Annotated in this window: 24 protein-coding genes, 6 tRNA genes and 1 riboswitch; of the genes, 12 read left to right on the top strand and 18 right to left on the bottom strand. The window is 65.6% G+C overall.

The features are described 5' to 3' along the window. Positions 1–8 precede the first annotated feature (8 nt). The 4 genes from QFZ30_RS11785 to QFZ30_RS11770 all read left to right on the top strand — a co-directional run bounded on the left by QFZ30_RS11785 (position 9) and on the right by QFZ30_RS11770 (position 4,364). Positions 9–1,064, top strand: a complete 1,056-nt coding sequence (locus tag QFZ30_RS11785; RefSeq protein WP_307076379.1) for a nucleoside hydrolase — start codon at positions 9–11, stop codon at positions 1,062–1,064. Positions 1,065–1,188: 124 nt separating this feature from the next. Next, entirely contained in the window at positions 1,189–1,998 is an 810-nt protein-coding gene (locus QFZ30_RS11780) for an ECF transporter S component (protein WP_307076377.1), read from the top strand. Then, positions 1,955–2,752 (top strand): energy-coupling factor transporter transmembrane component T family protein, encoded by a 798-nt coding sequence (locus tag QFZ30_RS11775; RefSeq protein WP_307076374.1) that lies wholly within the window; start codon positions 1,955–1,957, stop codon positions 2,750–2,752. Before QFZ30_RS11780 ends, QFZ30_RS11775 begins: the two co-directional genes overlap by 44 nt. Further along, complete coding sequence (locus tag QFZ30_RS11770; protein WP_307076373.1) at positions 2,742–4,364, top strand: ABC transporter ATP-binding protein; 1,623 nt, start codon at positions 2,742–2,744, stop codon at positions 4,362–4,364. The genes QFZ30_RS11775 and QFZ30_RS11770 overlap by 11 nt, the downstream gene beginning before the upstream one ends. A gap of 98 nt (positions 4,365–4,462) precedes the next feature. Here QFZ30_RS11770 and QFZ30_RS11765 read toward each other — a convergent pair whose 3' ends face one another. The 9 genes from QFZ30_RS11765 to QFZ30_RS11725 form a co-directional block, all read right to left on the bottom strand. Next, positions 4,463–6,649 carry a 3-hydroxyacyl-CoA dehydrogenase NAD-binding domain-containing protein gene (locus tag QFZ30_RS11765; RefSeq protein ID WP_307076371.1) on the bottom strand — a complete coding sequence of 729 codons (2,187 nt, stop codon included), beginning with the start codon at positions 6,647–6,649 and terminating at the stop codon, positions 4,463–4,465. Continuing rightward, positions 6,646–7,920: a thiolase family protein gene (locus QFZ30_RS11760; RefSeq protein ID WP_307076369.1), complete on the bottom strand. Its 1,275-nt coding sequence runs from the start codon at positions 7,918–7,920 to the stop codon at positions 6,646–6,648. Before QFZ30_RS11760 ends, QFZ30_RS11765 begins: the two co-directional genes overlap by 4 nt. Before the next feature lie 200 nt (positions 7,921–8,120). Then, a complete protein-coding gene (locus tag QFZ30_RS11755; RefSeq protein ID WP_307076367.1) occupies positions 8,121–9,452 on the bottom strand; it encodes an HRDC domain-containing protein in 1,332 nt (443 codons plus the stop codon). Between the two features lie 26 nt (positions 9,453–9,478). Further along, entirely contained in the window at positions 9,479–10,129 is a 651-nt protein-coding gene (locus QFZ30_RS11750; RefSeq protein WP_307076365.1) for a DUF3000 domain-containing protein, read from the bottom strand. A gap of 61 nt (positions 10,130–10,190) precedes the next feature. Then, positions 10,191–11,309, bottom strand: a complete 1,119-nt coding sequence (locus QFZ30_RS11745; protein ID WP_307080219.1) for a threonine aldolase family protein — start codon at positions 11,307–11,309, stop codon at positions 10,191–10,193. A 30-nt stretch (positions 11,310–11,339) separates the two neighbouring features. Continuing rightward, complete coding sequence (locus QFZ30_RS11740; protein ID WP_307076363.1) at positions 11,340–12,089, bottom strand: SDR family oxidoreductase; 750 nt, start codon at positions 12,087–12,089, stop codon at positions 11,340–11,342. A gap of 32 nt (positions 12,090–12,121) precedes the next feature. Further along, positions 12,122–13,489, bottom strand: a complete 1,368-nt coding sequence (locus QFZ30_RS11735; RefSeq protein WP_307076361.1) for a DUF6421 family protein — start codon at positions 13,487–13,489, stop codon at positions 12,122–12,124. Between the two features lie 153 nt (positions 13,490–13,642). Then, the gene (gene msrB / locus QFZ30_RS11730) at positions 13,643–14,146 is read right to left on the bottom strand and encodes a peptide-methionine (R)-S-oxide reductase MsrB (protein WP_307076359.1); all 504 of its coding nucleotides are present in this window, start codon (positions 14,144–14,146) and stop codon (positions 13,643–13,645) included. A 14-nt stretch (positions 14,147–14,160) separates the two neighbouring features. Further along, on the bottom strand, positions 14,161–14,652 hold the full coding sequence (locus tag QFZ30_RS11725; protein WP_307076357.1) for a hypothetical protein: 492 nt from the start codon (positions 14,650–14,652) through the stop codon (positions 14,161–14,163). Positions 14,653–14,871: 219 nt separating this feature from the next. Between QFZ30_RS11725 and QFZ30_RS11720 the strand changes: the two genes are divergently transcribed. Further along, on the top strand, positions 14,872–16,104 hold the full coding sequence (locus QFZ30_RS11720; RefSeq protein ID WP_307080216.1) for an alpha/beta hydrolase family protein: 1,233 nt from the start codon (positions 14,872–14,874) through the stop codon (positions 16,102–16,104). Here the strand turns inward: QFZ30_RS11720 and ybaK are convergent. From ybaK to QFZ30_RS11705, 3 genes are all read right to left on the bottom strand, one after another. Next, entirely contained in the window at positions 16,101–16,598 is a 498-nt protein-coding gene (ybaK, locus tag QFZ30_RS11715) for a Cys-tRNA(Pro) deacylase (RefSeq protein ID WP_307076355.1), read from the bottom strand. The genes QFZ30_RS11720 and ybaK overlap by 4 nt on opposite strands. A 21-nt stretch (positions 16,599–16,619) precedes the next feature. Then, positions 16,620–17,066, bottom strand: a complete 447-nt coding sequence (locus QFZ30_RS11710) for a SufE family protein (RefSeq protein WP_307076354.1) — start codon at positions 17,064–17,066, stop codon at positions 16,620–16,622. A gap of 94 nt (positions 17,067–17,160) precedes the next feature. Then, positions 17,161–18,078, bottom strand: coding sequence for a sulfurtransferase (locus QFZ30_RS11705; protein WP_307076352.1), 918 nt, complete (start codon positions 18,076–18,078; stop codon positions 17,161–17,163). A 218-nt stretch (positions 18,079–18,296) separates the two neighbouring features. Between QFZ30_RS11705 and zapE the strand changes: the two genes are divergently transcribed. Beyond that, positions 18,297–19,334, top strand: a complete 1,038-nt coding sequence (gene zapE / locus QFZ30_RS11700) for a cell division protein ZapE (RefSeq protein WP_307076350.1) — start codon at positions 18,297–18,299, stop codon at positions 19,332–19,334. A 123-nt stretch (positions 19,335–19,457) separates the two neighbouring features. Here the strand turns inward: zapE and QFZ30_RS11695 are convergent, their stop codons facing one another. The 6 genes from QFZ30_RS11695 to QFZ30_RS11670 form a co-directional block, all read right to left on the bottom strand. Then, the gene (locus QFZ30_RS11695) at positions 19,458–19,715 is read right to left on the bottom strand and encodes an antitoxin (RefSeq protein ID WP_307076348.1); all 258 of its coding nucleotides are present in this window, start codon (positions 19,713–19,715) and stop codon (positions 19,458–19,460) included. A 160-nt stretch (positions 19,716–19,875) separates the two neighbouring features. Continuing rightward, a tRNA-Val gene (locus QFZ30_RS11690) sits at positions 19,876–19,947 on the bottom strand. Between the two features lie 60 nt (positions 19,948–20,007). Next, positions 20,008–20,080: transfer RNA gene (locus tag QFZ30_RS11685), tRNA-Gly, on the bottom strand. Between the two features lie 56 nt (positions 20,081–20,136). Further along, positions 20,137–20,211 (bottom strand) — tRNA-Val (locus QFZ30_RS11680). 40 nt (positions 20,212–20,251) lie between these two features. Next, a tRNA-Cys gene (locus tag QFZ30_RS11675) sits at positions 20,252–20,322 on the bottom strand. 47 nt (positions 20,323–20,369) lie between these two features. Beyond that, positions 20,370–20,442: transfer RNA gene (locus QFZ30_RS11670), tRNA-Gly, on the bottom strand. Positions 20,443–20,671: 229 nt separating this feature from the next. On the opposite strand from QFZ30_RS11670, the gene QFZ30_RS11665 reads away from it, so the two are divergent. From QFZ30_RS11665 to rpe, 6 genes are all read left to right on the top strand, one after another. Next, positions 20,672–20,743: transfer RNA gene (locus QFZ30_RS11665), tRNA-Val, on the top strand. A 93-nt stretch (positions 20,744–20,836) separates the two neighbouring features. Further along, complete coding sequence (locus QFZ30_RS11660; protein ID WP_307076346.1) at positions 20,837–21,697, top strand: cytochrome; 861 nt, start codon at positions 20,837–20,839, stop codon at positions 21,695–21,697. A 78-nt stretch (positions 21,698–21,775) separates the two neighbouring features. Further along, positions 21,776–22,375 carry a peptide deformylase gene (gene def, locus QFZ30_RS11655; RefSeq protein WP_307076344.1) on the top strand — a complete coding sequence of 200 codons (600 nt, stop codon included), beginning with the start codon at positions 21,776–21,778 and terminating at the stop codon, positions 22,373–22,375. Continuing rightward, a complete protein-coding gene (gene fmt / locus QFZ30_RS11650) occupies positions 22,372–23,292 on the top strand; it encodes a methionyl-tRNA formyltransferase (protein ID WP_307076342.1) in 921 nt (306 codons plus the stop codon). Before def ends, fmt begins: the two co-directional genes overlap by 4 nt. After that, entirely contained in the window at positions 23,289–24,863 is a 1,575-nt protein-coding gene (locus tag QFZ30_RS11645; RefSeq protein ID WP_307076341.1) for an RsmB/NOP family class I SAM-dependent RNA methyltransferase, read from the top strand. The genes fmt and QFZ30_RS11645 overlap by 4 nt, the downstream gene beginning before the upstream one ends. A gap of 94 nt (positions 24,864–24,957) precedes the next feature. After that, a complete protein-coding gene (rpe, locus tag QFZ30_RS11640) occupies positions 24,958–25,638 on the top strand; it encodes a ribulose-phosphate 3-epimerase (RefSeq protein ID WP_307080214.1) in 681 nt (226 codons plus the stop codon). Positions 25,639–25,678: 40 nt separating this feature from the next. Beyond that, a riboswitch (FMN riboswitch) is annotated at positions 25,679–25,833 on the top strand. Positions 25,834–26,001: the final 168 nt, after the last annotated feature.

Below are 26,001 nucleotides of genomic sequence, written 5' to 3'. Positions count from 1 at the left end.
AGGCGCTGATGACCAGTCTCCTCCTGGACGTGGATACGGGGATCGATGATGCCCTGGCGTTGGCCTACCTGGCGTCCCTTCCGGACATAGAGTTCGTGGCCGTTACGGCGTCGGCCGGCAACGCGGACGTCCATCAGGTGGCGCGCAACACCCTGGCCATGCTGGAGCTGTGCGGGCGACACAATGTGAAGGTGGCCGTCGGGTCGGAGGTCCCGCTGGAGATCCCGCTGGTGACCACCCCGGAGACCCACGGTCCGCAGGGCCTGGGGCATGCGGTGTTGCCCCCGCCGTCCGGGTCGGTTTCCGGGGAGGACGCCGCAGACCTTTGGGTGGAAGCTGCCCGCGCCCGGCCGGGGGAGCTGACCGCCCTGATTACGGCGCCGCTGACGAACTTTGCCCTCGCCATCCGGAAGGAACCCCGGCTGCCTGAGCTCCTGGACAAGGTGGTCATCATGGGTGGCAGCTTCTACCACCAGGGGAACACCACACCCCTGGCGGAGTGGAACACCCACGTTGATCCGCACGCCGCGAAGGAAGTCTATGAGGCGTACCGCGGGCTGCTTGTGGAGCGCCTGCCCATTGTCTGTTCCCTCGACACCACGGAGCGGATCGAGCTCCGGCCGGAGCACGTACAGCGGCTGGCGCAGGCGGCAGGCTGTGCCGTGGAGGAGCTTGTGCTGCCGGACCAGCCTGAAGGCCTGCGAAGCACCTCCGACAACCCGCTGATCCGCCACCTGTCCGACGCCCTCCGGTTCTACTTCGAATTCCACCGGCTCTATGACCAGGGCTATGCGGCCCACGTCCACGACTTCTTCGCCGCAGGCGTTGCGGCCGGCACCCTCGAATACTCCACCCGGCTGGCCACCGTCGATGTGGAGACCGCATCGCCGCTGCTGATGGGAACCACGGTGGCCGACTACCGCAACCTGTGGGGCCAGCCGCCCAACGCCCGGATCGTCTCGGACAACAACCCCGCGGCAGCGTTCGATGAACTGGTGAATTCCCTCGGAGGACTGGCCCGCCGGCTGGCCGCCGGGGATGTCCGGAAGTCCGGCAGCCGCTAAACTGGTGTGCGGTCCGGGGAGCGGCAACGCTGGCCGGTCCGCTGCCGAGGTGACATAGGCAGCTGAATACACAGCCTTGGAGACCGTCCGGGCTGCAGAGCCTGAACCCGTCAAAGGAAACACCATGTCATCCTCGTCCCTGACGCTGCCCGAAGCCGGTCAGGCCGCCACTCGAAATCGCCGCATCCTGGAGATCTTGGGCGCCGCCGCCATTGCAGGAACCTACATCTACCTGGTCCTGAACCAGCCAGCAGACATCGCCTCGGGACCCGGCAGTGCATCGGCCCTCATCGCCCTGTCCGGCTTCCTTGCCGGCGCCATCCTCCTGGTAGTTGCCGTCCTGCCCACCCTCCCCACCACCACTGTGGTCCTGATCCCCGTGGCTTTGGTCCTGAACATCGTGATGGGCCAGTTTGTGGGAAGCACCCTGGTGCCGTTCTACCTTGATGCGATCGGTACCGTGCTCATCGCCGTCCTGGCGGGCCCTGCCGCGGGTGCAGCCACCGGTGCCCTGAGCAGCATCGTCTGGTCCTTCTTCAACCCCACCGTCCTGCCTTTTGCCGCCGGTGCTGCGCTGATCGGATTCCTGGCGGGCCTCGCCGCACGCCACGGGTTCTTCCGCAGGTTCTACCTTGCTCCGGTTGCCGGCTTCATTACCGGCGTGCTGGCGGGCGTGGTCTCAGCACCGGTGGCTGCCTTTGTGTTCGGCGGCACGTCAGGCCTGGCAACGGGTGCGATTGTCAGCGCATTCCGCGCCATGGGCGATTCGCTCCTGGCCGCCATCACCAAGCAGGCACTGATTTCGGATCCCATGGACAAAGCAATCGTCTTCACCCTGGTGGCACTGCTGGTGTACGCGCTGCCCCGCAGGCTCACCCTCCAGTTCCCCTTTGTGCGGCGCTTCCGGGTCCTGGCCGGAAGCCGGGATTCCTAGACCGGGCCGGATCAGCCCGCTGACCGGGCTCACCGCGGTCGTCGCGGCCATTGTGGTGACGACGGCGGTGGGCCACTGGTCGCTTTCGCTGGCGGTCCTGCTGGCGGCGGCCGTGGCCACGGCCGCCGCCAGGACGGCCCGCCGCGTCTGGTCCGCAGCAGCCCTGATACTCCTGCCGTTTGCCGCTTCCCTGCTGCTGACCCACGGCCTGTTCTTCCCGGAAGGGCACACCGTCCTGTGGGCGTGGGGACCTGCGAGGCTGACCGTCGAAGGCCTGGGCTTCGCCGGTGCCATGCTACTCAGGGGCGCCGTCCTGGTGGTCCTCCTTCTGGCCCTTTCCTTCAGCATCCGTCCGGCCGACGTGATGGCGCTGTCCGCCAAATACGAGGTCCCGGCCCAGCTGGCCTTTGTCCTCTGCTCCACACTCACCATTGCGCCGGACATCAGCAGGCGGGCCCAGCGGATCCGGGAGGCACAGCAGCTGCGGGGCCTTCATACCGGAACCTCTCTTCCCGCCCGGGCGGCTTCCTTCCGGGCGCTGGCAGTGCCCCTGCTGCTCTCAGTCATGAATGATGCCGGCCAACGGGCCGCCGCACTGGAAGTGCGTGGTTTTGGCGGCCCCGCAGCCCGCACCAGCCTGCGCGAGGTTCCGGATTCCCGGCTCCAGGCAGTTTTCCGGTGGACCGTTGCAGCCGGGCTGCCGGTCTTCCTGGTCCTGTGGTTCGGCCCAGGATGGGGCGGCAGTGCGCCTTAACCTTGAATTCTTTAGCTACCCGGACAGCGTCCGGCCTGTCCTTGCCGGTATCGAGTTGACGGTCCGTCCGGGCGCGTCCGTAGTTGTGGCCGGCGGCTCGGGCAGCGGCAAGACAACTTTGGGGCTGATCCTGGCCGGCGTGCTCCCCGGCCAGCACCGTGGCGCCATGTCCGGCGCCATCGCGCTGGACGGCATGTCGGTTTCGTACCCCGCCGCCCAGGCTGCGCGGATCAACCATCAGTCCTGGAGCAGCCTGCTGGGCTACGCCGGCCAGGATGCGACCACGCAGTTGTCCACCGTCGCACCCACAGTGGCTGAAGAAATTGCGTTCCCGTTGGAAAATGCTGGCATGCCGCGGGAACAGATGCAGGTCCGCGTCCGGGAGACGGCTGCTGCCTTGGGCATGACGCCGCTGCTGGAGGAGGACCCGGCCCTGTTGTCCGGCGGCCAGCAGAAGCTGCTGGTCATGGCGGCTGCCATCGCGGCGCGGCCCCGGTTCCTGGTCCTCGACGAGCCGTCCGCCGGCCTGGACCTGGCAGCCCGTACTGCCGTGGCAGCTGCCATCGCGGCACTGAGGGCTGGGGGAATGGGGATCCTCGTGTTAACGCAGGACCTTGGTGCCGGTGGAGTGGAGCCTGGGCACGTAGTACTGCTTGATGACGGGAGGGCGGTCTTCGACGGAACGCTGGATCAGGCGATGAGGGCCGCGTCCGACCTTGCCTTGCCGGTCTTTGGCGCGCGCGGCGTAAAACCGGCGCCGGTGTCCTTGGGCGCATTGCCGGTGCCACCATTGCCGGCAATGCCAGTGCCCGCGACGCCACTGCCGGCGACACAGTCCGCCGGGACACCGATCCTGGAGGCCTCGGGGCTGCGCTTCAGCTACGGGTGGAGGAGGCCGCGGCCGTGGCGGCCAACCGCTCCGGCTGCGCCCACGATTGACGCCGTCAGCCTCGCCGTGGCCCCCGGGGAAACCGTGGCGGTGACCGGAGCCAACGGGTCCGGCAAATCCACTTTGCTGAGGCTGCTGACCGGGCTGTCCTGGCCGCAGTCCGGGAACGTGGCAATCGACGGCGCTCCAGCCGGTTCCCGGGGACCGGGCCGCCGGGCCGACGTTGTTGGTGCCTTGCTCCAGCACCCACGGGAGCAGCTTTTCGAGCGCACCGTGCGCAGGGAGGCAGCGGCCGGACTATCCGGCTCCCGTGGCCAGGATGAGCGGGAGGTGCTGGTGGACACGGCATTGGGCCGTTGCGGCCTTTCCGACGCCGGCGAGCTCCATCCGTACGAGCTTTCCGCTGCGGGACAGCGGCTGACAGCTTTGGCCGCCCTGCTGGTCCAGGCGCCGCGGCTCGTTGCCCTCGACGAACCGACGGTCTCCCTGGACCGCACCGGCCTGGAGCTGCTGGCGGCTGCTGTCGGGGCGGAAGCGGAGCGGGGTGCGGCAGTGGTGATGGTCACCCACGACCTCGACTTCGCGTACCGCACATGCAGCAGGTTGCTGGTGCTTTCCGAAGGGAGGCTGGTGGCAGACGGGCCGTTCAGCGACGTACTGGAGTCGCACTTCAGCAGGGGAGAAGCCTACGGCGTTGCGGCACCCGTGACGTGGCGCGCCTGACCCCCAGCTCCGCTACCTACTTGAGTTAACGGACGACGGCGAAAGGTCACGTTCCGATTAGTCAGGTGACCTCTCGACGTCGTACTTCAGCTGGGCCCCTACGAAGCGGCGTTTCCGACGCTGTGCCGGGACACGCCCGATGCGACCCCAGCCGGCAGGAACCGCTTGCCGTTGACACGCTCGGACGCCCCTACCCGGTCAAGGTAGGGTGTGATGCCGCCCAGGAACATCGGCCAGCCCGCACCGAGGATCATGCACAGGTCGATGTCCTCGGGCCCGGCAACCACGCCTTCGTCCAGCATCAGCCCGATTTCCTGGGCCAGGGCATCCTGTGTGCGGCGCAGCACCTCCTCGGCCGTGGACGGTGACGTGCCGAAGGACATCAGCGACAACGTGGATTCCGGGATCTCCTGGGAACCGTCGGCGGACGGGACCCACAGTGACTTCACGCCGTTATCGATCAGTTTCTGCAGGTTGGCGGAGACGCTGAAGCGGTCGCCGAAGGCGGCGTGCAAGGATTCGTGGACGTGCTGCGCCACGGGAAGACCCACCATGGCGCCGAGCGTGAAGGGCGTCATGGGCAGGCCCATGGGCCGCAGCGCATTGTCTGCCACCTCGGCGGGCGTGCCCTCATCGAAGGCTGCCGTGACTTCACCCATGAGCCGCAGGAGGATCCGGTTGACTACAAAGGCGGCGGCGTCCTTGACCAGCACACCGGTCTTCTTCAGGCCCTTGGCGAGCTCAAAGGCCGTGGCCAGCACGGCGTCGTCGGTCTTGGGGGCGCGGACGATCTCCAGCAGCGGCATGACTGCCACCGGGTTGAAGAAGTGGAAGCCCACGAGGCGTTCCGGGTGCTCGAGGTCCTCGGCCATGGCCGTGACGGAAAGCGATGACGTATTGGTGGCCAGGATGCACTCGGGCGACACGATGGCCTCAACCTCTGCGAACACCTGTTTCTTGACGTTCAGCTCCTCAAACACTGCCTCGATCACAAAGTCGGCGTCCGCGAAGGGCGCCTTCGACACCGAACCTGTCACCAGTGCCTTCGTGCGGTTGGCGGCGTCCTGGCTGATCCGTTTCTTGCCGAGCAGCTTGTCTACTTCCGAATGGACGTAGGCAACTCCCTTATCAACCCGCGCCTGGTCGATGTCCGTCATGACCACCGGCACCTTGAGCTGGCGGGCAAACAGGAGGGCCAGCTGGCTTGCCATGAGCCCCGCGCCCACCACACCCACTTTGGTGACCGGACGGGCCAGTTTCCGGTCCGGAGCGCCGGCGGGTCGCTTGGACCGCTTCTGCACGAGGTCCAGGAAGGCATAGACGGTGGCGCGGAATTCATCCGTTTGCATCAGTCCGGCGAGGGTCTCGCATTCGAGTTCGGCGGATTCCGCCTGCGTCATGGTGCGGTTCGCTTCGAGGATGTCCAGGACCTTGGCAGGTGCCGGCGACGCGTTGGACGTCTTGGCTTCCACAAAGGCGCGGCCGGCTGCCACGGCGGCCGTCCAGCGCTTAGCCGTGTCGGGGAGGGAAGGATCGACGGCGCTGGCCCGCTCCGGGACGGCCTCACCGGAGATGACGTTCGCAGCCCAGAGAAGGGACTGCTCCACGAAGTCTGCAGGCTCGAACATGGCGTCGGCGATGCCCAGCTTGAACGCCTGCGGACCGGTAATCGTCCTGTTGTTGCTGAGCGGGTTCTCAATCATGACCTGGACGGCGTTCTCGGGGCCGATCAGGCGCGGCAGGATGTAGACCCCGCCCCAGCCGGGAACCAGGCCGATGAATGCCTCAGGTAGTGCCAGCGCGCCAGCGCCGGTGGACACCGTGCGGTAAGTGGACTGCAGGGCGATCTCGAGGCCGCCGCCCAGGGCCACGCCGTTGATGAAGGCGAAACTGGGCACCCCCAGATTGGCCAGCGTGGCGTACACATCGTGGCCGAGCTGGGCCATCCAAAGCCCGTGCTCACGGTTGTCCAGGGACTTGACCGCGGAAAGGTCCGCCCCGGCCACCAAATAGTACGGCTTGCCGGTGACGCCGACGCCCACGATCTCGCCGCGCTCGGCGCGTTCCCGCAGCCCCTCCAGGACAGTGCCAAGTTCTATCAGGGTGTTGGGACCCAGGGTGGTGGGCTTGGAGTGATCCAGGCCGTTGTCCAGGGTGATCAGGGCGAAGGTGCCGGGGCTGGCCTTGCCTGGTGCGGCCGGCAGCTCGATGTCCTGAACGTAGGAGTGGGTCACCGTCTCGTCGGGGAAGAGTTCTGCGAGCTTGGTGAAATCTGCGGCGCTCATGCTGCGGCTCCTTCTGTAACGGATTCAGGACCTGATTCGGCGGCTGTGTTGTAGTCGGGGTGGTGTGGGTTTTCCCAGATGACGGTGGCTCCCATGCCCAATCCGACGCACATAGTGGTGATTCCGTACCGTACGGTGGGATCTTCCTCGAACTGCCGGGCCAGCTGGTTCATCAGCCGCACGCCCGAGGAGGCCAGCGGGTGGCCCACGGCGATGGCACCGCCGTACCGGTTGACGCGGGGATCGTGGTCAGAGATCCCGAAGTGGTCCAGGAAGCTGAGTACCTGCACGGCAAAGGCTTCGTTGATTTCGAACAGGCCGATGTCCTCGATGCCCAGGCCCGCGTTCTTCAGGGCCTTTTCGGTGGCGGGTACCGGGCCGATCCCCATAACCTCGGGTTCAACCCCTGCATAGGCGTAGCTGACCAGCCTCATCTTGACCGGCAGCCCCAGCTCGGCGGCGGCGTCGGATGATGCCAGCAGGGCCGCCGTCGCGCCGTCGTTCAAACCGGCAGCGTTGCCGGCGGTGACTCGGCCGTGGGCGCGGAAGGGGGTGCGAAGGGCAGCCAGGTCCGCCATGGTGGTGCCCGGACGGGGCGGCTCATCTACACTGTTCAGAGCCCATCCCTGCTCCGGCTTGAGGGTGGCCACCGGCACCAGGTCCGGCTGGATCTGGCCCTTGCCGTAGGCTGCCGCCAGTTTGTCCTGCGAAGCGACGGCGTACGCGTCAGTGCGCTCTTTGGTGATGGCGGGAAAGCGGTCGTGCAGATTCTCGGCGGTGTTGCCCATGTTCAGCGCTGCGGGATCCACCAGGCGCTCCGACATGAAGCGAGGGTTGGGGTCGGCGCCGGAGCCCATGGGGTGGTTGCCCATGTGCTCCACACCGCCCGCGATCACAACATCGTAGGCGCCGAAGCCGATCCCGCTGGCCGTGGTGGTCACGGCCGTCATGGCGCCTGCGCACATGCGGTCGATGGCGAATCCCGGCACGGTGCGGGGGAGTCCGGCCAGCAGGGCCGCGCTGCGTCCGAGGGTGAGGCCCTGGTCGCCGGTCTGGGTAGTGGCAGCCACAGACACCTCGTCCACCCGTTCGGGCGGCAGGGACGGGTTGCGGCGCAGGAGATCGCGGATGCATTTGACCATCAGGTCGTCGGCCCGTGTTCCGGCGTAAATGCCCTTTTCGCCGGCGCGGCCGAAGGGCGTGCGGACGCCGTCGACAAAAACGACGTCGCGGACAGTGCGGGGATTTCCGCTGCTTCCGTGGTGGCTCACGTGTAACTCCTCATCGAGACGTTGGCGCCGGTCAGAGGCCAAGGGGCAGCAATGATCCGGACGGCAGTGGACACTATGTTACTCACCGGTAACATAGTGCGCAAGGTCTGATGTGAGCGGGCACGGTGCAGGCATCCCCTGTGTGAGAACGTCCCCTGCATGTGAACAGGACAGGATGACGTGCGTTCCGTACCGGCTCCTTACTCTGTGACTCCTGCCACAACCTTGGGCTCCTTGGGTGGGAGCGGCTGCGGGTTGAGGAATGCGTCCGTGATGAGAGGGGCGACGGCCCCGATCTGCCACTCGCGGGCCCCAAGGGTGCGAAGTTCCTCGGCCACCGCCGTTTCAGTGATCTCGGCGGGCGGGCGCCATGCAACGCGCCGCAGGTAATCCGGTGTCAGCAGGTTCTCCATGGGCAGGTTCAGCTGCTCCGCCTTCTCCTGCAGGAGCGGTCGGGCAGTGGACAGCCGCGCGGCGGCATCGGGGTCGCGGTCAGCCCAGACCCGGGGAGGAGGCGGGGCGTTGGTGGGCAGGTGCAGGGGAGGGAGGTCCTCAAGTTCCCTCGCCGTGGCGATGCAGCGGAGCCAACGGGGCGCTTCGCGCTGCGCTGCCCGTCCGTGGAAGCCCTTGGTCCCCAGCAGCTGGGGAACCGTGGAGGGCATGGCCTTGGCTGCGGCCACCAGCGCGGAATCCGGAATGAGCCGCCCCGGAGCAACGTCCCGTTTCTGCGCCAGCGAATCGCGTTCCAGCCACATTTCACGGACTGCGGCCAGCTGGCGGCGGTCCCTGATCTGGTGCAGGCCGGACGTCTTGCGCCACGGGTCAACCCGGGGCGGGGCCACTCCCGCGGCCAGGATGGCGGCAAACTCCTGCTCCGCGAACTCCAGCTTGCCGTCCGCCTGGAGCAGCTCAATAAGTTCCTCGCGCAGTTCCGTCAGGACCTCCACGTCCAGTGCGGCGTAGCGCAGCCATGGCTCGGGCAGGGGCCTGGTGGACCAGTCGGCGGCTGAGTGTTCCTTGGCCAGGCCGAAGCCCAGCAGTTGCTCGATGACGGCGGCCAGGCCGACGCGGGGAAGGCCGGCCAGTCTGGCGGCCAGCTCGGTGTCAAACAATCTGTCCGGCCACATGCCCAGCTCGGACAGGCAGGGCAGGTCCTGGCTGGCCGCGTGCAGGATCCATTCGACGCCTTGGAGGGCCTCGTTGATGATGTCCAGGTTGTCGAAGGGCTCCGGATCGATCAGCCAGGTTCCGGAGCCTTCGCGGCGGATCTGGACCAGGAAGGCCCGCTGGCCGTAGCGGAAGCCCGAGGCCCGTTCTGCATCAACCCCCGCGGGCCCGGTTCCGGCCGCGATGGCGGCGGCGCACCGCTCCAGCCCCGACTGCGTTTCGATGACAAGGGGCACGCCTTCGCGGGGTGTGTCAAGGTCAATGACTTCGGGGATCGGGCGGTCGAAGCCTTCCACCGTGATGTGGGGGGTGCTATCAGCAGCCGGAGCGCCGGCTGTGGTGTTTTCCGGAATTTGAGGGGTCATGGTGCCTTCAGTTTACCGACAACGTTTTAGTTTCGGCGCCGGCGCGGGAGGGCGGACACACCGTCCGGAAGCGGTGGGAGCCCGGCAAAGGTGCACACCATGTCGGACCACGCTTCAAGGTGCGCCGTCACATCCGACGATGCCGGAGTCCAGGAGGCGCGGAGCTCAATATCTATCGAGCCCGGCCGGCCCGACAGGGTTCCAAAACTCTCCGAGAGAACACGCGTGGCCGTGCCTCCGGCCGCCCGGTAGGGGGCCTTGTGGTTCTCGAGGGCCTCTACCAGCCAGGTCCATGCCACCGTGCCCAGCATCTCGTCGTTGCCCATTTCCGGCTCCAGCTGTGCCCGGATGTAGGTCACGATGCGGAACTCGCCATCCCAGACGGCGGAGCCGTCGGGATCGTGAAGGAGGATGAAACGGCCCGTGGCCAGCTCGGTTTCGCCGTCATCGTCTGTCCCGGACGCGGCCGCCAGGGCCATGGCTGCCGGTCCGTGGACAGGAGTGGTCCCGCCGGCGGCGCCAAGCGCCATCACCTCGGCACCGAGCGCCACGGCGTAGGGTGCGAGCCGTGCCGGGGCCGGAATTTCTGCCAGGCGCACTTCACTGCGGCAATGGGCTTTCCTGAGGGTCCCCAAGGCGTGGAGAAACTCCGGGGGAACCTGGGCGAGTGCGTTCACCTTCGCAGGTTACGCAACCGCGGGCGGCAGGCAGTGCAGGCTCGCCGTCGGCCGCACTATGCTATGTCCCAGCTTTGCCTGCGTTGTAGACAGCCAGTTCCTGGCGGATCGCTGCCACAAAGGCATCAATATCATCCTCGCTAGTGTCGAAGGAGCACATCCAGCGGACTTCCCGCGCCATTTCATTCCAGTCGTAGAAGCGGAAGGATTCCCGCAGCCTGCCCGCCACGCCCTCGGGCAGGACGGCAAACACCCCGTTGGATTCGGTCTTCTGAGTTGGCTCCACGCCGTCGATGGTGTCCACCGCGGCCCTGAGGCGGGCTGCCATCGCATTGGCGTGGGACGCCGACCGGAGCCACAGGTCGCCTTCCAGCAGCGCGATGAACTGCGCTGACAGAAACCGCATCTTGGAGGCAAGCTGCATGTTCATCTTGCGCAGGTAGACCAGGCCGTGGGCCGCTTCGGGGTTCAAAGCCACCACAACCTCGCCGAAAAGCAGCCCGTTCTTTGTGCCGCCGAAGGACAGGATGTCCACGCCGGCGTCGCGCGTGAAAGCCCGCAGTGGCACCTCCAGGTGTGCGGCGGCGTTGGCCAGCCGGGCGCCGTCCATGTGGAGTTTCATGCCCTTGGCGTGGGCATGCTCCGCAATGGCCCGGACCTCTTGGGGGGTATAGCACGTGCCGAGTTCCGTGGTCTGGGTAATGGACACGGCCAGCGGCTGCGCGCGGTGCTCATCGCCCCACCCCCACGCCTCGCGGTCAATGAGCTCCGGCGTCAGCTTGCCATCGGAGGTAGGCACGTGCAGGAGCTTGATGCCGCCAATCCGTTCCGGAGCACCGTTCTCATCCATGTTGATGTGGGCAGTGGAGGCACAGACCACAGCTCCCCAGCGCGGAAGCAGTGATTGGAGGGACAGGACGTTGGCGCCCGTGCCGTTGAACACCGGGAAGCATTCGATGCCGGATCCGAAGTGGTCAGCCATCAGTTCCTGCAGCCGCGCCGTGTAGTCGTCCTCGCCGTACGAGACCTGGTGGCCCTCATTGGCCGCAGCCAGGGCAGCCAGGACTTCCGGGTGGACGCCGGAGTAGTTGTCCGAAGCGAAACCGCGGACGGCCGCGTCATGCAGCCGGCTGGCGGCGGGATTTTCACGCCATGTTGCTGTGTCTGCTGTGGTTGTCATTGCTTTGCTCACACTTTCAGTCTATGTACGTCAGGGGGCCAGCAGCAGGCGCCGGCCGTTCAGCTCGCCGGCCGGACTGCTGAACAGTCCGACGACGGCGGATGCCAGGTCTTCGACGTCGGTGGCGCCGGGAAAAGTCCGTTCCGGGTACTTCCTCCGCATGCTCTCATCCACCAGTGCCTTCACCACCAGGACGACGGCGGCGCAGCGCACGGGGGCTGGGTCCCCGGCTGAATCTGTGCTTGCGGCACCAGCCGCGTCCCGGCTGAAACCTTCGGCCAGGGCCATGGTCCACGCCTCGGCGGCTGCTTTGGCCGCTACATAGCTGGCGGTCGCCGCGGTGGGTGTGCCCACCGCAGTGGACGACACCATGGCGAACCGGCCGCAATGGGAGGCGGCCAGATCCGCGTAGAAGACGCGGGAGACATTCCGGAGCGTGGTGACCGCTGTGCGCTCCAGGAACTCCCAGTCGGCGTCGGTCTGGTCCTCGATGCCGTTCGCCCCGCGCCAGCCGCCCACCAGATGGATTACCGCATCGATGGTTCCCGCGGTTTCCGAAAGGGTTTTCCGGAGAGCCTGGACGTCGGCCAGATCGGCCAGGTCGCATACCAGGGGAGTGACGCCGCCGCCGGTCCGCGCTGCTGCTTCCTCGATCCGCGCCCTGTCAGACCCCACAGTGAAGACCCGGAAGCCCGCCTGCCGGAGCGCGCCCGCCACGGCAACTCCGGACGCTCCGCTGCCCCCGGTGACCAGGACGTTCAGGGCTTGTGCATCGTTCACGGCACTGGGCTGGTTCACGGGACGGGACTGGTTCACAGGACGGAACCGCCGGTGATCCCGGCCGTAGAATCGATGACCGGACGCATTTTCTTCTCCAATGCCTCGTAGAACATGGACAGCGGGAATTCGTCGTCCAGGACTTGGTCCGTCAGGCCCCGCGGGGGGCCGGCGAGGGGCAGTGCCTCGGGCCCCCTGGCCCATACCGACGCAGGGTGGGGCGTGACCGTCCCGGAAATCAGCTGGTACGCGGCAAGCCAATGGGCCGTCTTGGGCCGGTCGATGGATCGCCAGTACAGCTCGTCAATCCTGGCACCCAGCGCAATGACAGCCTCCGCCACATGCTCCCAGTCGATGCTGAGCCGGCTGTCTGTCCAGTGCAGGACACGGTGCTGGTGCAGCCAGGCGAAGAGCAACTGACCGCCCAGCCCGTCATAGTTCCGAACCCGGCTGCCGGTGATCGCGAAGCGGAAAATCCGGTCGAAGATGATGGCGTACTGCACCAGCTTCGCGTGGCGTCGGGCCTCCGGCTCGGCGTCCTCGTCCTTTTCAATCCGGACGGACTCCCGGAAGGCCGTGAGGTCGCAGCGGAGTTCCTCCAATGAATAAAGGAAGAACGGCATGCGCTGCTTGATCATAAACGGGTCAAAGGGGAGATCGCCGCGCATGTGGGTCCGGTCATGGATCAGGTCCCACATCACAAACGTGGCCTCCGTCAGCTCCTGGTCCTCCAGCAGCTCCGCGGCGCCGGCCGGCAGTTCAAGCGATGTGATGTCCGCTGCCGCCCGCAGGACCCGGCGGAAGCGGGCCGCCTCCCGGTCCGCAAAGATCGCCCCCCATGTGAACGTGGGCGTCTGCCGCACCCCCACGGTTTCAGGGAACAGCACTGCCGAGTTGGTGTTGTATCCGGGCGTGAAATCGAGGAAGCGGATGGGCACAAATAGCCTGTTGGAGTAGTCTCCAGCTTCCAGTCCGGCGATGAAATCAGGCCAGATCACCTCGATAAGCACAGCCTCCACAAGCCTGCTGCTGCTGCCGTTCTGCGTGTACATGGGGAAGATGACAACATGCTGGAGCCCGTCCTGACGCTGCTGCTGGGGCTGGAACGCCAGGAGTGAGGACAGGAAATCCGGCACGCCGAAGCCGGCCTCGGCCCACGCCTCAAAGTCGCGTGTCACGGCAGCCAGGTATGCCTCATCGTGCGGGAACAGCGGGGCAAGCGCCCCGATGGATTCAATGATGCCGGCGATGTGGGTCCGGGCAGCGGGGTGCTCGGCCGCAACGGGGATGGAGCCGTCCTGGACCTGGAGTGCCTGGAGTTCGGTGGCGGCAGCCTTGAGTCGGTTCCAATCGGGATTGTCCGCGGAGATCCTGGTGGGGGCGCTGATCACGGTCTCGGTCATCGTAGACTGCCTTTCTGGTTGCTTGGGCATCTACGGCGAGCGTAGCAAGCAGTCAGAGTTCCTAACCCAAAATACGGCTGAGCATAAGCAATTCTCCGCCTCGGACTGGATAATCGGACGTCCAGCTCCAGCCGTGCGGTTCCTGGCACGGAATCAGGATTCCGTGTTGCCGGAATCTTCCTCCGCGTCACTGCGGGGAACGAGTTTCAGAGAGACGGAATTGATGCAGAAGCGCTGGTCAGTGGGGGTTCCGTAGCCTTCGCCTTCGAAGACGTGGCCCAGATGCGAATCACAATTGGCACAACGGACCTCCACCCGCTCCATCCCTAAAGTGCGGTCGTGGATATAGCGGACGGCGCCTTCCGCGAGCGGTGCCCAGAAGGACGGCCAGCCGCAGTGGGAGTCGAATTTTTCGTTGCTCGTGAAGAGTTCCGCCCCGCAGGCCCGGCAGTGGTATGCGCCAGCCGTATGGGTGTCCCAATACTCGCCGGTGTAGGGGCGCTCGGTCCCGGCTTCGCGGAGTACGTGGTACTCCTCCGGTGTGAGTTCCTGCCGCCAATCGGCATCCGATTTCTGGGGGGCAGCTGGCCCGGTGCCCGTGCCCGGGATGGAATCTGTGGCCTTGTTGCCAAAAATATTGTTTCCGAAGATGCTCATAGTCTAATCAACGCTCAGGAGTCGCCGATAAATCCCGAACCGGCGTAGAGGTGGAGGACCGGGAGGCCAAGCTGGTCCTGTGCTTTGTTCGCCCAGTCCGTGTGGAAAGTGTCCGCTACCGCGTGCGGGCGGGTGATCACCACAGCCTGGGCTGCGCCGAGCTCCTTGACTTTGGCCACCAGCCCGTTGACAGCACCGCCCTCAACCACCTGACCGGTGACTCCGCTGCCCAGCCCTTCAAGGGCGGCGAGCGAGACGGCCAGCGTCTCAGCCGCCTCCGCCCGTTCAGCAGCGGGATCCGGGACCCGGGAAGTCAGTTCACGGAACGCCTTGGCAACCTCCAGCATGGAAAGATGCTCCAGGAAATCCACCAGCAGGTGCCGCTCGGTGTTCGCCGGAACCAGCAGCACAAGGCCGGTATCCGCGCCGTCCACCAGCCGCTCTATGTTCACGCGGTCGTCCGCGCCCAGGGGTTCTTCGGTCAGGATGACGATTGGATCGTTCATGGGATCAGCCTAGTCCTGTGCATGGGCGTTCGCATTCATTTGTGTCGGTGCGGCCGCTGGGGGCGGGCCCTGCGTACGGGCCTGGCAGCAGCGGGATTCCGGGGTGGCATGGCGCCGGAATATGGCCACGCCGCCCGCGCCGGTAAGAATAGTTCCATGGCACCTTCTTCGCGCACCCCAACGCTGCCGGCCAAAGTTTCGCCGCAGGCCGACTCCCGGATGTCGCTGCGGGCCAAGTGGACGCTCGGCGGGGTCATCGCCGGGGGAGCCCTGGCCGGCTTGATGGCCACCGGATCCTCGGCCCTGGCTCTCTATTTCGCCAGGCGGGTGATCACCCCCGCCCGGCAGCGATTAGCCAACCAGGAAGTCCTGGCTGTGATCCGCGAAGGCCAGGGCCAGCAGGTGATCCTGGCGGCTAACGAGGACACCACCGTGGACGGCGTATACGGTCTGTTTTTCGACGACGGAAAAGGGCACGCCCGCATCGGCCGGATCGTCTCCTATTCGCCGGCTGAACGTACGGTTCTGCGGGAAGTGGAGGCCGTCTACAGCGGCGACCTCAACACGGCCCGCCGTGGATGGTGGAGCGGTGCAATCCATCCGGATCCTGCCGCCGTCGGCCTGCCTGCCGAGGACGTCCTGATAGAGGTCGACGGCGGCCAGGCGCCTGCGTGGCTGGTCCGGGCTGGCGGGGAGTCCAGCACGTGGGCCGTGATGGTCCACGGCCGTGGGGCCACCCGGCAGGAGGCACTGAGGGCTGTTCGCCCGGCCCTGGAGCTCGGGCTGCCCAGCCTGCTGGTTTCCTACCGCAACGACGGCCTGGCGCCGTCCGCGGACGACGGCCGCTACGGCCTGGGATCCACGGAATGGCGTGACGTGGAAGCCGCCATCGAATATGCCATGGCCAATGGTGCCGAGGAGATAGTCCTGTTCGGCTGGTCCATGGGAGGTGCCATCTGCTTGCAGACGGCGGACCTTTCGCGGCACCGCCGCGTGATCCGGGCCATGGTCCTGGATGCCCCCGTGATCAACTGGGTCAACGTCCTGGCCCATCATGCGGAGATCAACAGGATCCCGTCCCTGGTTGGCAGGTACGGGCAACTGATGCTCGCACACCCGCTGGGCCGGAGGCTCACCGGCCTGTCTGCACCGGTGGACCTGAAAGCCATGGACTGGGTCTCGCGCGCCGTGGAGCTTCGGACCCCCACCCTCATCATCCACAGCGTTGATGACGAATACGTACCCTACGGTCCGTCGGCCATCCTCGCCGAACGAAATCCGGAAATGGTCACGTTCGAAACCTTCAACCACGCGAGGCACACCAAGGAGTGGAACGTGGATCCGGGACGTTGGGAAGGTCTCGTCAAGGCGTGGCTCCGGCAGCAGCTGGCGCCACGCACCAACCCAGGCCAGGCGGCGGAGGAGCCGCATGATCGTCCGATTCCGGGTTAGCTTCTGCCCGTGCCGATCGGGGCAGTGATGGCACCCGTCAGGCGGATGAGTTCCGCCGGTGCCATTTCGATGTCCAGCCCGCGCTTTCCCCCTGAAACCAGCATGGTCTCCAGGGCGAGGGCGCTGTGGTCGATCACGGTGGGCGAGGACTGCCGCTGGCCGAGCGGAGAGATCCCGCCCAGGACGTAGCCCGTGCGGCGTTCAGCTGCGGCCGGATCCGCCATGGTGGCTTTCTTGGCGCCCATGGCGGAAGCGAACGCTTTCAGGTCAAGATTTCCGCTCACAGGCACCACACCTACCGCCAGCCGTCCTTCCACCTCGACCATTAGGGTTTTGAAAACCCTCACCGGATCAATCCCCAGGGCTTCGGCTGCCTCAGCGCCGTAGCTGGCGGCGGACGGATCATGCGAATACGGGTGCAGCACAAAGGGAACGCCGGCCGCGGTCAATACCGCGGTGGCCGGCGTCCCCTGTGAAAAGCCTTTGCGTCCCAACCGGAAAGGTGCGGTTCAGGATCAGGAGCGCAGCCGGGACGTGGCGGCAACCTTGCGCTTGATGCGCCCCAGCATCGCCGTCATGCCGCGCATCCGCAGCGGAGTGATGGCGCGGGTGAGACCCAGCAGCTCCGGCATGTCGTCGGGCACGGCTAGGATTTCATCCGCAGTCAGTCCGTCGAGTCCCTCATGGAGCACCCCGGCGAAACCCCGCGTGGTGGGGGCTTCCGGCGGCGCCTTGAAGTACAGCCGGACGGCGTCGTTCTCTTCCGTCTCAATGGTCAGGAACAGCGGCGACTGGCATTCCACCACCTGCTCCAGGAGCTCGGGGTGGTTCTTGAGCCGGTCAGGAAGTTCGGGCAGCTCGCGGGAGAACTCAAGCAGCAGTTGCAGCCGTTCCGGCTCCGTCAGGGCCTGGAAGTCGTCCACGATTTCCGCCAGCGCGGCGGGCAGGGCATAAGTAGTCATCAGTTCAAGCTTACGCAATTTCTGCCCGCCGCCCGCGCTGGATTGTCACAAATGACCGTCACAATGGACCGTCATGTCGGGACGCGCCGGAGTTTCAGACAGCTGCGGGGACGGAGCCCCGGTCCGCGCCTTTGACGATGGGCACGCGGACAGCGTTGCCCCACTCGGTCCAGGAACCGTCGTAATTGCGGACCGTGTCAAAGCCCAGCAGGTACTTGAGGGCAAACCAGGTGTGACTGGAACGCTCGCCAATGCGGCAGTAGGCCACAACGTCATCGCCTTCGGCGAGGCCCGCTTCACCGAGGTAGAGGGCCTCCAGTTCCTCGCGCGTGCGGTATGTTCCGTCCGCAGCAGCGGCGCGGGCCCAGGGAATGGACGCCGCCGTGGGGATATGGCCGCCGCGGAGGGCGCCTTCCTCGGGGTAGGCGGGCATGTGGGTGCGCTGCCCCGTGTATTCCTCGGGGGACCGGACGTCAATGAGCGGCTTGCCCAAGTGCGCCAGCACGTCGTCCTTAAATGCCCGGATGGGCGCGTCGTCGCGTTCAACCACCGGATAGTCTCCGGCTGCCGGAGTGGAGGTGTCTGTGGTCAGTTCCCGGCCTTCGGCGATCCACTTATCGCGGCCGCCGTCGAGCAGGCGGACATCCTCGTGCCCGAACAGAGTGAAGACCCAGAGGGCGTAGGCAGCCCACCAGTTGGACTTGTCGCCGTAGATGACCACAGTGCTGTCGCGTGAAATGCCCTTGGAAGCGGCCAGGGCCGCGAATGCCTGGCCGTCCACGTAGTCGCGGGTAACCTCATCGTTCAGGTCTGTGTGCCAGTCGATCTTTACGGAGCCCGGGATATGGCCGGTCTCGTAGAGCAGGACGTCTTCGTCGGATTCGACCACCACAAGCTTTCCGTCTGCAACGGCACCACTTTCAAGTGCGGCGGCGAGCCACTCTGTGGAAACAAGACGCTCCGGGCGGGCATAGGCGGCGAACTTCTCGTTCTGTTCAACTGGGTAGGACACGGTGATGGCCTTTCACTGAAACGTACGGTGGACCTGCAGAAGGACGTTGGAAACTTGCTCCCACACTATCCACGGCCGGCAGCAATGTCCGCCTCCTGTTAACAGAGCGAAATATGGCCTTGGTCACGTTGGGCCGCAGACCGGCGACAAGCCGAGGGGAGCCCAGCCGTGTTGGCGGTATTCTTTCTGGGGACAACCCACCAGCAGAACGGACCACCTTGGTACAGATCGAACAGCTTGCCGCCCGCACTCCGGCAGTTTCGGTGGATGAGCTCCTCAAGGGCTTCTTTCCCTCGCCGAGGTTCGGCAAGGTCTCATTTGCCAGCTACCGGCCGGATCCGAAACAGCCCAGCCAGGCAGGCGCGGTCAGGTCGTTGGAGGGTTTTGCCGGCGGAGTCGGTGCCGGTGACGGCGCCGGACTGTTCAAGAGGCTCTTTGCCAAGAAGGACGTATCCCGGGCAGGCATCTACCTTGACGGCGGATTTGGCGTCGGCAAGACCCACCTGCTGGCCTCGCTGTGGCATGCTGCCCCTGGACCCAAGGCCTTTGGCACGTTTGTGGAGTACACCAACCTGGTGGGAGCGCTGTCCTTCCGTAAGACCGTGGAGGCGCTGAGCCACTACAAACTCGTCTGCATCGACGAATTCGAGCTGGACGACCCGGGCGACACGGTGCTGATGTCCAGGCTCATGCGGGAACTGGCGGACGCCGGAGTCAAGCTCGCGGCAACGTCCAACACGCTTCCCGGTTCGCTGGGAGACGGCCGGTTTGCCGCCGTCGACTTCCAACGTGAAATCCAGGTGCTGGCGGACCAGTTCGACGTCATCCGGATCGACGGCGAGGACTTCCGCCACCGCGGACTGCCCGCCGCTCCGGCCCCGCTGAGGAACAGTCAGCTGGCAGCCCAGATGAAAGCCGAATTCGACGGTAAGACCGTGGCGCAGGACGAATTCAGCACGTTGATCGGCCACCTGGCAGGTGTGCATCCGAGCCGCTACCGGCAACTGATCGACGGCATCGACGGCGTCGTGTGGCGCAACGTTGAAACCATCACCGAACAGGCCGTGGCGCTGCGCTTTGTGGTGCTCGCTGACCGGCTGTACGACAAGGACGTTCCCATCCTGGCCAGCGGTGTTCCCTTCGACCAGCTTTTCACCGACGAAATGATGCATGGCGGGTACACCAAGAAGTATTACCGCGCCGTCTCCCGGCTCACTGCGCTTGCACGCGAGGGCCAGAACCACGAGCCGTCGTAGCCGCTGCCTGAACGCCGGTTAGCTTCCTGAACGCCGCTTTAAATGCCAAAGGTGCAGGTGCCGCCTCGCGGCGGGACCTGCACCCCCTTGACGTGCTAGGGCAAAGCCCTGGCCGAATCCTTCTTACGGAGCCTTGTCAACCGGCGGAACCGGGTTGGCCGGCGGAACCTGCTCGCTGGCGGGTGCCTGGCCTGGTGTTCCGTCGTTCTTGTCAACAAGTTTGGAAGCGCCGTCCTGGACTTTGTTCACATGACCTGCGTACTTGCCGCCGGTCTTTGAGTCGACGAAATCGCCGGCTTTTGTGATGCCGTCCTTGATGGTCCGCTCGTTTCCGCGAATGAGACCCTGAGCCTTGCCCTTAAGATCGTCAATCAGTCCCACGAGCACCTCCCTTCAATTGCGGAGCCAGTTCGCTCCTCCGCAACCGATCCTAGCCCTGTCACAGGAACGTGCCAAGGCGCTTTGACAAAATCTGTCAACATCGTGGGTTCAATCCGTACAGTCCGGGCAACAAAAAAGCAGCTCGTCAGAGCTGCTGCTGTGGGCGATACTGGGATCGAACCAGTGACCTCTTCCGTGTCAGGGAAGCGCGCTACCGCTGCGCCAATCGCCCGGAACCGGAAGTCCGGCCATGTCCATGGTGTACAAAACGGGTTCTCATGGGGGAGAGGAGAGCGGACGACGAGATTCGAACTCGCGACATCCACCTTGGCAAGGTGGTGCTCTACCAGCTGAGCTACGTCCGCATATGAGTGCGTTCCGACCTGCGCCGAACGTACTGCATGAAGCAAGTTTCCTTGCCTGGTGGGCGATACTGGGATCGAACCAGTGACCTCTTCCGTGTCAGGGAAGCGCGCTACCGCTGCGCCAATCGCCCATTGCTGCCCGGCCCGAACCGGTAACCATGGTTTTCACCGAGGTGGGTACGGGATTCGAACCCGTGTAAACGGCTTTGCAGGCCGCTGCCTCGCCTCTCGGCCAACCCACCGTGTAAGCGTCGGATCCGAAGAACCGTTGCCATGACAATGTCCTGCGAGCGGACGACGAGATTCGAACTCGCGACATCCACCTTGGCAAGGTGGTGCTCTACCAGCTGAGCTACGTCCGCATTTGGAGCGTTTATTCCGTGCCGTTTCGGGCATTTCCTCGCGTTCCAACGAGTAAGAACTCTATAGGAGGTTCAGGGATTCTCCAAATCGCGTTCCGGCCCTCCGTGGGAAACGCCCCCGGATCCCTGCAATCTAGGCATATTTTTGAATTACAGGCGTGTAATTCAGGCTGGATCCAGGCAGGATTTCCTAAAGGGCAGCAGGGTCGGCTAGCATTCAAATGCATCGGGGCGATTGGCGCAGTGGTAGCGCGCTTCGTTCACACCGAAGAGGTCACTGGTTCGAACCCAGTATCGCCCACCGAGGAATCTGGTCCGTTTCCGCTTTTCCGAGCGGGAGCGGACCTTTTTTGTGCCAGGCCATCCTGTCAGCCCCTTGTGAAAGAGTCTTTGTATGACTGATCCACTTCTTGCCCACGCCACGGAATACGGCCGCATGTATGCGCGGTCCACCTCCGAGCAGTTCTCCGTTCCCTCCATCACCACCGTGATAGGCCATCAGCCGCACGGACTGGATGGCTGGTTCGGATACATGGGGGCCAGCAGCCTGGCGAAGGATCCGCTGCTCGCCGACTGCCTGGGCAGTCCGACGAAGATCCGGCAGGCTGTCAACCGGGCTGCGAAGGCCGCCGAGACGTACCGCGATGAAGCCGCCAAGCGGGGTGACCGCGTCCACAGTTACTGCGAGCAGGTTGCGCTCCGCGCCCTGGGCCGTCCGCATGCCATGAAGGAGACGCGTGAGGCGCTGGCCGCCAACGGCGAGGAAGCTTTTGCCGTGCGGTTCGACGAATGGTGGGAGCTGTTCAGGGTTGAACCGATAGCTCCGGAAATCACAGTCTGGAACAAGTCAGTTGGCTACGCCGGGACCTTGGACCTGGTGGCGCGCATCAACGGCCGGATCTGCCTCATCGACTACAAGACCAAGGGCACCACGCGTGAGGGCACCGTCAAACCCCTCGACGACAAGGTGGTCATGCAGTTGGTGGCTGGCATGAAGGCGGAAGAAAGCCTGGTGGATGCCGTCGCGGGCGAATGGGAACCCTGGAAATACGGGGAGAGCCCCGTCCTGCTGGCTGTGGCCATCGGTGAGACGGAAGTCCGCCCCGTCCGGGCCAATCCGGACGTCCTCAAACACCACTGGTGGAAATTCTGCGCGCTGCGGCGGGTCTGGGAGCTTTCAGCCGACACGTTCAGTGCGGGTACGGCACTTCTTCCTGTTGCGCCGCCGCCGTCCGCGCAGGTCCGCACCGCCTAGCCACAGTCCTTGCACCGGAGTCTCTGCACCTAAACTGGATTGGTTCCCATTACCGCCCACCGTGAGGAAAGACAGCACATGGCCATTCTGAATATCCGCATCATCGGTGATCCCGTGCTCCGCACAGTGGCCGATCCCGTGACGGAATTCGGGCCGGAGCTGGCCAAACTCGTCGCAGACATGATGGAAACGATGGAGGATGTGGACGGTGCTGGGCTGGCCGCCCCACAGATCGGGGTCAGCCAGCGGGTTTTCACCTACCGCGTTGGCGGGGTGGAGGGTCACATCATCAACCCTGTCCTGGAAAACAGCGAGGACTACCAGCCCGACCAGATTGAGGGCTGCCTTTCCATCCCGGGGCTTGGTTTCCCGGTCCGCCGCTTCCGCACCACCCGCGCAACGGGGGTTGATCTGAACGGCCAGCCGGTTTCCTTGGACGCCGAGGGACTGCTGGCACGCTGCTTTCAGCACGAGACGGACCACCTGGACGGCATCCTCTACACCGACAGGCTGGAGGGCGAGGACAGGAAGACAGCCCTGCGCTCCATCCGCAACGCCAACTATGACGCCGTCACGGAACGTACGACGGCGAACCGCGCCAAATCAGTCGGGTCCAGTTTTGGCGGGACGAGCTTTGGCAAAGCAGCCGGTAACACCTCAGGCGGCGCCGCCACATGAGGGTACTTTTTGCCGGTACGCCTGCAGTTGCAGTTCCCTCGCTGGATGCCCTCGTTGAGGCCGGATTCGACGTTGTTGCCGTCCTGACCCGGCCGGACGCGCCGATCGGACGCAAGCGGGTGCTTACGCCGTCGCCCGTTGCCGCCCGGGCTGCCGAGCTGGGCATTGAGGTGGTCCACGCTTCCCGTGTAGATGACGCCGTGACGGCGAAGATCGCCGCAGTCAGTCCGGACGTGGCGGCCATCGTGGCCTATGGCGGACTGGTTCCCCGAGCCGCTCTTGATGTTCCGAGGCACGGCTGGATAAACCTGCACTTTTCGCTGCTTCCTGCCTGGCGCGGGGCGGCTCCCGTGCAACGGGCCGTGATGGCCGGCGATGACATTACGGGGGCGGTCACATTCCTGCTGGAGGAAGGACTGGACAGCGGCCCTGTGTTCGGCACGCTGACGGAGCGTGTCGGCCCCGAAGACACCGCGGGAGTCCTGCTTGAACGGCTCTCCCACAGCGGGGCCGTCCTCCTCGCGCAGACGTTGTCGGCCGTGGAAGCCGGGAAGGCCGTTCCCGAGCCGCAGCAGGGAGAAGTCTCGCTTGCGCCCAAGCTGACCATCGACGACGGCCGGATCAAGTGGAACCAGCCCGCCCTTGCCATCGGGAGGCAAGCCCGTGGGGTCACTCCCGAGCCTGGCGCCTGGACCACCCTGGACGGGCAGCGCGTCAAGCTCGAACCAGTCCGGCTGAGGCCTGACGTCCCAGACCTGGCACCCGGATCTGTGCAGCAAAGCGGCAAGATCGTCCTGGTTGGCACAGGATCCCACGCGGTGGAGCTCACACGGATCCAGCCTTCGGGCAAAAAGATGATGGCCGCGGCTGACTGGGCGCGCGGCATGGCTTCACTTGAAAGCGTGGTGTTCGAATGAGCGAGTCCGGCGGGAATCCAGGCGGCCGAGGCAAAGGCGGCGGGCAACGCGGCGGGCGCGGTGCCGGAGGCCAGCGGGACGGCAGCCAGCGCAATGCGCAGGGCCGCGAACGGAACCGCGGCCCCCAGCGAAGCTTCACCGAGAACGCGCCCTCACAGCGCACCCGCCGGGCCGATCCGGCACGGCTGGTGGCCTTCGAAGTCCTGCGTGCTGTGGCTGCCGAGGACGCCTACGCAAACCTGGTGCTGCCCGCCCGGATCCGCCATCACGGCTTGGACAAACGCGACGCCGGCTTCGCCACGGAACTGAGCTATGGCGCCCTGCGCGGCCAAGGAACGTACGACGCGATTCTGGCGCGCTGCGTCGACAGGTCCCTGGACCAGCTTGATCCCGCCATCCTCGACGCCCTGCGGATCGGGACTCATCAGCTGCTGGCCATGCGTGTCCCTGCCCATGCGGCCCTGGACCAGACGGTCGGGCTGGCCCGCGCCGTGATCGGTGCCGGCCCATCTGCCCTCGTCAACGCCGTGCTCCGAAAGGTCACCGCGCACAGCCTTGACGAGTGGCTTGACCTGCTGGTCACCGGCGAAAGCGATGAGACCAGGATTGCCTCCATCCGCTATGCCCACCCGGAATGGATTGTCCGCGCCATGCGACAGTCGCTGGTGGCGCACGGACGCTCCGCAGCGGAAGTCAACGAACTGCTTGAAGCGGACAACGCCGCCCCGGTGGTCAACCTCGTGGCATTGCCCGGCCTTGGCAGCTTGGATGAGGCCTTGGAAAACGGTGCCACGCCCGGTGACCTCGTCGAAGGTTCGGCACTCTCAAGCGGCGGAGACCTCGGCCGGCTGGCATCCGTACGCGACGGCAGCATCAGGGTCCAGGACGTGGGCTCGCAGCTGGTGGCCCGGGCCATGGCAGCTGTGGACCTGGGCCCGCGGCCGGCGGCAGCTCCGGGAAACAGACCTGCGGCCGAGACCTGGCTGGATCTGTGCGCCGGGCCAGGCGGCAAGGCGGCCCTGCTGGGTGCACTGGCCAACGCCCGGGGCGCAACCCTGCTCGCCAACGAACCCGCCCCGCACCGGGCCAAGCTTGTCAGCCAGGCCCTGTCCGCGGTGCCGAAGCACGTCTGGGGCGTCCGGACCGGCGACGGCCGCGAGGTGGGCACGGAACAGCCGGAGGCCTTCGACCGGGTCCTGGTGGATGTGCCGTGCAGCGGACTTGGAGCGCTCCGGCGCCGCCCGGAGTCCCGCTGGCGCCGCACCCCCAAGGACCTGGCAGACCTGGGACCGCTTCAGCGCGACCTGCTCAAGTCAGCCCTCGACGCTGTACGGCCCGGAGGAGTGGTGGCCTACGTGACCTGCTCGCCACACCCGGCGGAGACGACTGCAGTGGTGACTGACGCCCTTCGCAAGCGCCAGGACCTTGAGCTGCTGGATGCCGGCGCGGCGCTGGACAGCGTGAGCCTCACGGGAAACTTGGGCGCAGGCCACGGGTCCACCGCCCAGCTCTGGCCCCACGTCCACAGCACGGATGCGATGTTCCTCGCCCTCATCCGGAAGAAAGCCTGAATCCGAAGCCTGAATCAGCAGCCTGAACCCGCGCGGAAAACAGGCTTCCGGATCGAACAGACACATTCCAGCAGACCCAGTGAAAGGTTCCCCCGTGACGCAGTGCTGCATCAACCCCAGCATCCTCTCTGCCGACTTCGTCAACCTCGAAGCCGAATTGCAGCGCATCAGCAATGCTGACGCCGTGCACGTGGACGTGATGGACAACCATTTCGTTCCCAACCTCACCATCGGGCTGCCCGTTGTCCAACGGATCCAGGCCGTCAGTCCCGTGCCGCTGGATGCGCACCTGATGATCGACGACGCTGACCGCTGGGCGCCAGGCTTCGCCGACGCGGGGCTCGCGTCAGTGACCTTCCATGCCGAGGCGTCCATTGCGCCCATCAAGCTGGCGCGTGAGCTGCGGGCCCGCGGCTCGAAGGCGGGGATGGCGCTGAGGCCGGGCACCCCGGTGGAGCCCTACCTTGACATGCTGTCCGAGCTGGACATGCTGCTGATCATGACGGTGGAGCCAGGTTTCGGCGGCCAGTCGTTCCTGGACCTCACATTGCCGAAAATCCGCCGGGCAAGGGCAGCCATTGACGGCTCCGGGGCCGGTGTTGCCATCCAGGTCGATGGCGGCATCACCGAGGAAACCATTGTCCGGGCTGCCGAGGCCGGAGCAAATGTCTTTGTTGCGGGCTCGGCCGTTTACGGCGCGGAGAACCCTGCTGAGGCGATCAGCCGGCTGCGCGAGGCCGGCAGCCAAAAGTTACGTTCGGGGTCGGCGGAATAGTCTGGAGCCCCTCGGGGTTATGGCAGAATAGCAACACACAATACGTGCTCCGGGGTCGGTGTAAGTCCGAACCGGCGGTGACAGTCCGCGACCCGCGAGCCGGTGCCTTCCCTCCCCAGGAAAGGACCCGGCGGACGGTTGAACCGGTGAAATTCCGGTACCGACAGTTAAAGTCTGGATGAGAGAAGCACGTACAGCTGTACCTGCGGTGTCTCCTGACGCCGCGGCCTTCTGCTGTCGTATACCCCCGGAGCCATCGCGGTTCGAGAGGGAAGGAACGACACACAGACATGAACCCTTTGCGATGGCTCTTTGATGCCAAGAATCCTGCTGGCCCGGAAGCTGTCTTTGCCTCGCGGGCGG

Origin of the sequence: Arthrobacter pascens, assembly GCF_030815585.1 — a bacterium.
Lineage (GTDB): Bacteria > Actinomycetota > Actinomycetes > Actinomycetales > Micrococcaceae > Arthrobacter > Arthrobacter pascens_A.
The sequence above is the reverse complement of the archived record's forward strand: the minus strand, read 5'-3'. Positions and strand labels throughout refer to the sequence as shown.

What these genes read in the sequence shown, in the direction of transcription:
- QFZ30_RS11785 (WP_307076379.1), top strand. Translation starts at nt 9, where the DNA reads ATGACCAGTCTCCTCCTGGACGTGGATACGGGGATCGATGATGCCCTG.
- QFZ30_RS11780 (WP_307076377.1), top strand. Translation starts at nt 1,189, where the DNA reads ATGTCATCCTCGTCCCTGACGCTGCCCGAAGCCGGTCAGGCCGCCACT.
- QFZ30_RS11765 (WP_307076371.1), bottom strand. Translation starts at nt 6,649, where the DNA reads ATGAGCGCCGCAGATTTCACCAAGCTCGCAGAACTCTTCCCCGACGAG.
- QFZ30_RS11755 (WP_307076367.1), bottom strand. Translation starts at nt 9,452, where the DNA reads ATGACCCCTCAAATTCCGGAAAACACCACAGCCGGCGCTCCGGCTGCT.
- QFZ30_RS11745 (WP_307080219.1), bottom strand. Translation starts at nt 11,309, where the DNA reads ATGACAACCACAGCAGACACAGCAACATGGCGTGAAAATCCCGCCGCC.
- QFZ30_RS11735 (WP_307076361.1), bottom strand. Translation starts at nt 13,489, where the DNA reads ATGACCGAGACCGTGATCAGCGCCCCCACCAGGATCTCCGCGGACAAT.
- msrB (WP_307076359.1), bottom strand. Translation starts at nt 14,146, where the DNA reads ATGAGCATCTTCGGAAACAATATTTTTGGCAACAAGGCCACAGATTCC.
- QFZ30_RS11725 (WP_307076357.1), bottom strand. Translation starts at nt 14,652, where the DNA reads ATGAACGATCCAATCGTCATCCTGACCGAAGAACCCCTGGGCGCGGAC.
- QFZ30_RS11720 (WP_307080216.1), top strand. Translation starts at nt 14,872, where the DNA reads ATGTCGCTGCGGGCCAAGTGGACGCTCGGCGGGGTCATCGCCGGGGGA.
- QFZ30_RS11710 (WP_307076354.1), bottom strand. Translation starts at nt 17,066, where the DNA reads ATGACTACTTATGCCCTGCCCGCCGCGCTGGCGGAAATCGTGGACGAC.
- QFZ30_RS11660 (WP_307076346.1), top strand. Translation starts at nt 20,837, where the DNA reads ATGACTGATCCACTTCTTGCCCACGCCACGGAATACGGCCGCATGTAT.
- def (WP_307076344.1), top strand. Translation starts at nt 21,776, where the DNA reads ATGGCCATTCTGAATATCCGCATCATCGGTGATCCCGTGCTCCGCACA.
- fmt (WP_307076342.1), top strand. Translation starts at nt 22,372, where the DNA reads ATGAGGGTACTTTTTGCCGGTACGCCTGCAGTTGCAGTTCCCTCGCTG.
- QFZ30_RS11645 (WP_307076341.1), top strand. Translation starts at nt 23,289, where the DNA reads ATGAGCGAGTCCGGCGGGAATCCAGGCGGCCGAGGCAAAGGCGGCGGG.